Origin of the sequence: Methanoregula sp., assembly GCF_028712425.1 — an archaeon.
GTDB lineage: Archaea > Halobacteriota > Methanomicrobia > Methanomicrobiales > Methanospirillaceae > Methanoregula.
This window is the reverse complement of sequence record NZ_JAQTQD010000047.1, coordinates 1-5866: the sequence shown is the minus strand read 5'-3', so window position 1 is coordinate 5866 and position 5866 is coordinate 1. Positions and strand designations below refer to the sequence as shown.

Genomic DNA, 5866 nt, shown 5'->3' with positions numbered 1-5866 from the left:
AGGAGAAAGTGAAAAAAATGACTGACTTGAAAAAAATTTTCCCCTATGATCAGTTCAGGTTATTGCTTATTTCGGGTTTTGCATTATTCTGCTGTTTTGTTATCTCACCTCTTTTAGGAACCCTTCTCAATTCATGGAAGATCCCATTTGTTTTTGTATACTTTCTTGTAATATTCTGCACGAACATTCTTCCCCTGATTATCATTGCCTGTAGTTTTCGGAACATTCCCCCGGTTACAGGAATCATCGTTATTGTCCTTGCCACGGGCTTTTTCAGAGTAATTGCCGATATAATCCTCTCACCAGTACCTTTCATTCTGGTAACAACTCCCGGCTATCTGATATCTATCTTATTGTACAGCGTTCTCCTGAGTGTCATTTCAGTAGGAGTGTCTCTTTATACTCAGAGGAGAGCTCTATCCATGGGAATCCTCCTTGTGGGAATCGTGATGTATTGCATTTTCATCCGGAATATTTTCTTTACCATGATCGATTTGCTGTTCAAGGGCTGATTTTTTCTCATTGAGTTGATGTGAAAGTGACAAACAATGATCGTTTCCAAATTTTCCTGACCCTTGATGAGCTGTAATGACTGACAGGAAAAAAGTGATTGATGTATGAAATTTTCCGATATCAAACAGTACAAAAATTTGATTTCGCCCGATTTAGTTTTCCTGGTATGTGCCGGGAGGGTGTTCTGGTCGTGACCTGTCCCCCCTTTTTTTCCGGACAGCAGTGGTCCCGGATTGTAATTCCCGTCTTGCCCCTCTGATATCCACTGCCGTCATAACCTTGTACATTTTCTGTCCACACCAGCTTCACGTTCCCGCCAACCATCCTGATATGTAGAGGCCGTGGACAGAAATCGTTTATTCAGACATAGTCTATTGCACAGTGTGGACAGCCGGGGGCTGTCCCAGGAGAAAACCAAAAGAAAGGACGGGTTCACCAAGCGACGAACCTGTGTTGAACCCGGTCCCGCCCGTAGGCATGAGATTGTTATCTTCCGATCCTATGAAGATTTTCCTATGCCGGCGAGCGAAACGCATGGAAAATGCGAGGAGTTGAAGAGAAATGAACATACCTAAAACATGGATCGTCCTGCTGGCACTGATGCTGGCGGGGATGGCGATGGTACCGATCGTGAGCGCACAAGGGGCCATCGATCAGAATGCCGGCAAAGAGATTGTAGATAATGCAACAATTGCTGCGAGAACCCCGCCCCTTCTGCTCGAACTGAAAGCGAAAGGATTAACGGAAAATGAGACAGCGCAATATCTTCTGAACATGCCAAAACCACGGCAACCGGGATGGACCGATGCTGACAATGAAAAGGCATTGGAGTATTTCAGACAATATCCTGAAAAGTACGAGCAGGGAATCAGTCCGAAGTACCAGGAAGTCCAGAGAGATGGCAGGATGGTCATTTATGAAAATAATTACCATGGCATCAACGGCTACATGAAGCCTGGGAATCTGGAAGTCGGCTCAGGCACCCAGGCCCACTATTTCACCAGTCACCTTGGCAACAGCGGGAACTGGATTGAAGTCGGGGTAGCCAGATTTGATCTCAATCCGAATCAGTACATTGTGTATACATCGGACAGCGGACGGCCGGCCGGCCAGCAGTGGAAAACGTGGGGAACAACGGATCCAAACGTCGATCATCATTTCATCATCTATGTTTACGATTATGACGGATCCGGCTATCCCTATACAATCTGGTGGGATGATACCGTGATAGATTCAGGTCATCTTACCCATTACAATAATAATCCTGATGAGAATCATGAATTCTTCGCAGGAACCGGGGGAAATTTCCAGTCATGTTCCACGGGATATTTTAAAGACACATTCCTGTATAAAAAAGAAGGAAACAACTACAACGCATACTGGTGGAACGGAAATTTGCCCGAATCGACAGATCATTATGCAATGTCGCCGGTACAACACAGCGTTACCGTCCCGTCAGGCTCGAACTCATACAAAATAATTACGTGGATATAACTCCGGAAGGTGCTGATGGCAGATAGTGATCAAAAAAGAGGGAATCAAATGACCGTGTTTATTGTCGGCATCCTGATTTCTCTCTTCATTTTTTTAATTATTTTTACCGGGTGCACTGCCAGAGAAAAAATCAGTGAAGATGAAGCGATCCGTATTGCTTTAAATGATACAAGAACCGTTCAGGCAATAAACAATGGCGACTTTAGTGTTTCTGAAGTCAGTATAGCGAACATAGGTGTTGGCACAGAACCACAGCAGGAGGTATACTATATATCGATAATAGTACCGGGTGCCACCAATAAACGAGTGAATGTTTTTATAACCTACGATGGAAAAGTAGCTTTGGTTGACATCCCCTATCCTGTTATTACACCTCCGGACTTTCTGTTGAATAACCCACATACTTCAGGATGGAATGCATCGGAAAGAAATTCGACCGTATTCATACCGGAAAACCAACCTTTGGAAACACCACGATAACTACAATTGAGTACCATTGTGCAAATCAGGATTACGAGATAAAAATTCAGATATTTTCATTGTAATACGGAGTTGTTTACAGTACGGTACATACCTTTTCTGTCCACACCAGCTTCACGTTCCCGCCAACCATCCGGACGTGTAGATGCCGTGGACAGAAATCGTTTATTCCGACATGGCCAATGCACAGTGTGGACAGCCGGGGGCTGTCCCAAAGGAAATAGCGGGCTTTTGAGCAGGCGACGAACCCTGCTTTTGCCCGGGTCCGCCTTCCGGCATGGGATAATTAGCGTATATTGTGATGGGAATTATCCATGCCCTGGCTGATAACTAGGGAAGTGGTAGCATAGAATCTGTATACTCAGGAAACGAAGCCGGTATTTCCGGCAGGAAAAGAAACGACTATTCAAAAAAACATTTCATCGCGGACCGGGGGATGCCTGCTGCACGCGAAAGATCCGGGTGCCGGACCGACACGGCCGACATCCTGGCAGCATCGGTTCTTGCCGAGAAGAATCTCGGAGAACTGCTTGCCTGGTTCAGCGATAACCTGCAGCGGGATGCATCGTACATCAACCGTAAGCTCAACCGGCTGGAGCAGAGGATATGCCGGCTTGAAGGTGAGCAAAGGAAATAACATGCCCCGCAGGGCTGCGATCGTTACGCCCGATGTTCCTCTCTTTATCATCCCGCACGTGATCCAGAACGCGATCCGGATACTTGGCGAAGAAGTGGAACGGGTAACGATCAAGAAGACCTTCATGCACGTATATTTGCTGAGCATCCGGACGCGGAGCGTGAAACGTAAGTTGCGGCCGGCAATTCCGCACGCGAAGTATCCAGCGCACCGGTCAAAGGGCATGAGGGATCCCGAATGAGCCGGGGACTGCCATCGAAAAAAGCGCTTGAAGCCGCTCTCCCGCTTGCACAGGTGCGGGGACAGGTGATCTTCTTCCGGCAGGATGCTTTTGCATTCGGGGATTTCATGATTGTCGGCCCGGGCGGGATCATCGTTGTCCGGGTAAAGCGGACACGGCAGCTCCGTGTAACGCTTACCGCAGTTGAGATCCAACAGAGGGAAACGCTCGCGCTGCTCCGTTCAGCAGACCTGGTTTCGGAGATCCTCCGGGAACTATGGCTCTGGTGCCCGTTTGGATCGATGCGGTTCTTCCGGTTGGAAAACAAGAGTCTCATAGAGCTGGACCGGCACGGGAGGCCGACAGAGTAATCCGGAGATCTCATCCCGCACTGCGAGGATCGTGTTCACAGGGGTCTTAAAAAACATCCCCCCCGTCGATCTTCCTCTTGGACGTCCCGACGGGGGATTTCACCCCTGAAGATCCCTCTTGGGAGGGGAATTATGGGATCTTCCCAAATCTCCCCTGTACGGGCTCCGTTTGGTCGTTGCGGGAGGTTTTACGTGTCTCATTCGCAAAATCGCATGTCTCTTTTTTCCGGAATCCGAAAATTCAGGCCCGGATGGGCGTATTCTTAGGCATTCTGAACCCGGATACGTGTCTCTTTATGTCTCTTTAGACGGGCAAACGAGGAGGTATGAGGGTGATAGTATCCCCTAAAACGGGAATGGACCTGCCTGGACCGGCCAGGATCCTGTTCCGGATACCGGAACCCGGGGAATAAGTATTCGCTGTTTCCTCTTCTGGCGGTATTCCGTCCTTCAACCGGCTCTGCACATGATGAAAGGAACATTTTTGTTCCTTAAAAATTCCTGAAAATTATCTTCCGTTTCGTAAAAATCCCTGAATTTTCCCTCTGTTTCTCAAAAATACCCTCTCCATAATCAAAGCCCATGTGATTATACGACGTATAACTGTATGTCAAAGGAACCCGAGACCTCCGACAGGTTTCACAAAACCTGGAGGATGAGAAGGGCAGTGCAAACTGCCCTTCGACCCGGGAGAACATTCTTCCGGTCCGGGAGGTTTGCGCAGATCTCCCGGGAAATTGAAGGGGACGAGCCGGGGGCTTGCCTCTTCTGAAAGAAACAACGAAAGGAGGAAACACAAAATGGCAGATTTCGTACAGAAAACCGTAGTAAAGTCGGCGGTCCGCAAGCTCGCGGCCCCGATCGAGAATGTGACAGCGTTCAACACGATCGTCTTGTCGGTCGTCACCGACAATCCGTTTGCCTGCACAGCCTACGAGAGCGCTGGTGTCAACCACGCGCCGGTGGAGAAGACCAAAGAGAATTACGTGGCAAAGGTCGTGTACCAGGACAACGATGCCAAGTCCGTAGGAAACGACTCGGCAAAATTCAACACGGTTGCCGGGTTCAATACAGGAGCAACCGCACTCCTGGACAACACTGCCCTCGCAACCGCTCATGGGGGAACACCGGTCCGGGACACGAACAAAGAGACCTACTCGGCTACCCTGAAGTGCCACGATGTCAGCGGAGAGATTTACATGGTTACGTTCGGCCGCGAATCGGTCAGCATCACCTCGTACTCGGATGATGCAATCCGGACCCGTGTCGAGACCTGGGCGGACACCGTCCCGGCGCTCGCATAAGCGGAGATCGCAGGATTTGAAAAACCGGAAGAGATTTGACGCTCTCGGGGGCTCTGCCCCCGCCGCGTGGGCAACCCCCGGATGCGATAGTGCCGCATTACCTGTCTGCAATCCATGTGAGAATTTCCCGTACAGGTAATACCGAGGCATCCTGAGCGCCCCCGCCCCCAATCAGGGGGGCAGGGATGGCGCAAGGGGGTGCCTGATCTCTCCCAAATTTTTCGTATGAAGGTCACATCATCATGGACACAGAAATCATCAGCATAACCCTCGGCGCCCTGCTCCCCCTCTACCCGCTGCTTTTTGCCATCCACCAGAAGATCGGCAGGTACGACGAGATCGTGGAGGAGTTCAAGGCACTGCGTGCCGAGCATGAAGAGTTCACGGGGGCACCGCATGCCCGGTGAGACAGGGCCGGCCGCAACCGTGACGGGCCTGTACCGCGGCACGTTCTCCGGCCTTGAGCCGCTCACGAAAGAGACGCCGCTCACGCTTGAAGAAGTGCGGAGAAACCCGGTCTTCTACGAGCTCGACCTGGGCGACAACCCGGGCGAGGCTGACCTTATCGTGGATGTCATCTACGACAACATGCAGCCGCAGAGACTCACCGATCTCATGCGGGGCACCGACATCCCCCGCGGCGTCCGGTTCTGGCCGGACTGGTTCGAGGTCCCGCCGTACCGGGAGATGCGGGACGTGACCGGGCGCCGGGTGTATCCCCGGGCCCCGGGCACCCACACGGTCCGGTTCCGGACCGCGAGACGGAAACGGCCCGGCATGCCCCGGGACTTCAAGGCGACCTGCGTATTGGCGAATTTCTTAAAACCAGAGTGCTTGGTTTTTCAGA

The 5866-nt window shown here is 50.9% G+C and carries 9 protein-coding genes; 8 read left to right on the top strand and 1 reads right to left on the bottom strand.

The genetic code is table 11. The features are described 5' to 3' along the window. Window positions 1-49 precede the first annotated feature (49 nt). Window positions 50-316 (bottom strand): hypothetical protein, encoded by a 267-nt coding sequence (locus tag PHF39_RS13600; protein ID WP_300225054.1) that lies wholly within the window; start codon window positions 314-316, stop codon window positions 50-52. 758 nt (window positions 317-1074) lie between these two features. Here PHF39_RS13600 and PHF39_RS13595 point away from each other — a divergent pair. The 8 genes from PHF39_RS13595 to PHF39_RS13560 form a co-directional block, all read left to right on the top strand. Further along, the gene (locus PHF39_RS13595) at window positions 1075-2007 is read left to right on the top strand and encodes a hypothetical protein (protein ID WP_300225051.1); all 933 of its coding nucleotides are present in this window, start codon (window positions 1075-1077) and stop codon (window positions 2005-2007) included. 15 nt (window positions 2008-2022) lie between these two features. Further along, window positions 2023-2487, top strand: a complete 465-nt coding sequence (locus PHF39_RS13590; protein WP_300225049.1) for a hypothetical protein — start codon at window positions 2023-2025, stop codon at window positions 2485-2487. A gap of 436 nt (window positions 2488-2923) precedes the next feature. Further along, on the top strand, window positions 2924-3124 hold the full coding sequence (locus PHF39_RS13585) for a hypothetical protein (RefSeq protein ID WP_300225046.1): 201 nt from the start codon (window positions 2924-2926) through the stop codon (window positions 3122-3124). A gap of 1 nt (window position 3125) precedes the next feature. Then, complete coding sequence (locus PHF39_RS13580; RefSeq protein WP_300225044.1) at window positions 3126-3365, top strand: hypothetical protein; 240 nt, start codon at window positions 3126-3128, stop codon at window positions 3363-3365. Continuing rightward, on the top strand, window positions 3362-3715 hold the full coding sequence (locus tag PHF39_RS13575) for a hypothetical protein (RefSeq protein ID WP_300225041.1): 354 nt from the start codon (window positions 3362-3364) through the stop codon (window positions 3713-3715). The genes PHF39_RS13580 and PHF39_RS13575 overlap by 4 nt, the downstream gene beginning before the upstream one ends. Before the next feature lie 800 nt (window positions 3716-4515). Further along, the gene (locus PHF39_RS13570) at window positions 4516-5019 is read left to right on the top strand and encodes a hypothetical protein (protein ID WP_300225038.1); all 504 of its coding nucleotides are present in this window, start codon (window positions 4516-4518) and stop codon (window positions 5017-5019) included. Between the two features lie 242 nt (window positions 5020-5261). Continuing rightward, window positions 5262-5426, top strand: a complete 165-nt coding sequence (locus PHF39_RS13565; protein ID WP_300225036.1) for a hypothetical protein — start codon at window positions 5262-5264, stop codon at window positions 5424-5426. Next, the coding region (locus PHF39_RS13560; protein ID WP_300225034.1) for a hypothetical protein at window positions 5416-5866 on the top strand (451 nt) is incomplete at its 3' end. The genes PHF39_RS13565 and PHF39_RS13560, both read left to right, overlap by 11 nt.

Excerpts from the sequence above, each read along its gene's own strand:
- PHF39_RS13600 (WP_300225054.1), bottom strand. The coding sequence starts at position 316 with ATGAAAGGTACTGGTGAGAGGATTATATCGGCAATTACTCTGAAAAAG.
- PHF39_RS13595 (WP_300225051.1), top strand. The coding sequence starts at position 1,075 with ATGAACATACCTAAAACATGGATCGTCCTGCTGGCACTGATGCTGGCG.
- PHF39_RS13590 (WP_300225049.1), top strand. The coding sequence starts at position 2,023 with ATGGCAGATAGTGATCAAAAAAGAGGGAATCAAATGACCGTGTTTATT.
- PHF39_RS13585 (WP_300225046.1), top strand. The coding sequence starts at position 2,924 with ATGCCTGCTGCACGCGAAAGATCCGGGTGCCGGACCGACACGGCCGAC.
- PHF39_RS13580 (WP_300225044.1), top strand. The coding sequence starts at position 3,126 with ATGCCCCGCAGGGCTGCGATCGTTACGCCCGATGTTCCTCTCTTTATC.
- PHF39_RS13575 (WP_300225041.1), top strand. The coding sequence starts at position 3,362 with ATGAGCCGGGGACTGCCATCGAAAAAAGCGCTTGAAGCCGCTCTCCCG.
- PHF39_RS13570 (WP_300225038.1), top strand. The coding sequence starts at position 4,516 with ATGGCAGATTTCGTACAGAAAACCGTAGTAAAGTCGGCGGTCCGCAAG.
- PHF39_RS13565 (WP_300225036.1), top strand. The coding sequence starts at position 5,262 with ATGGACACAGAAATCATCAGCATAACCCTCGGCGCCCTGCTCCCCCTC.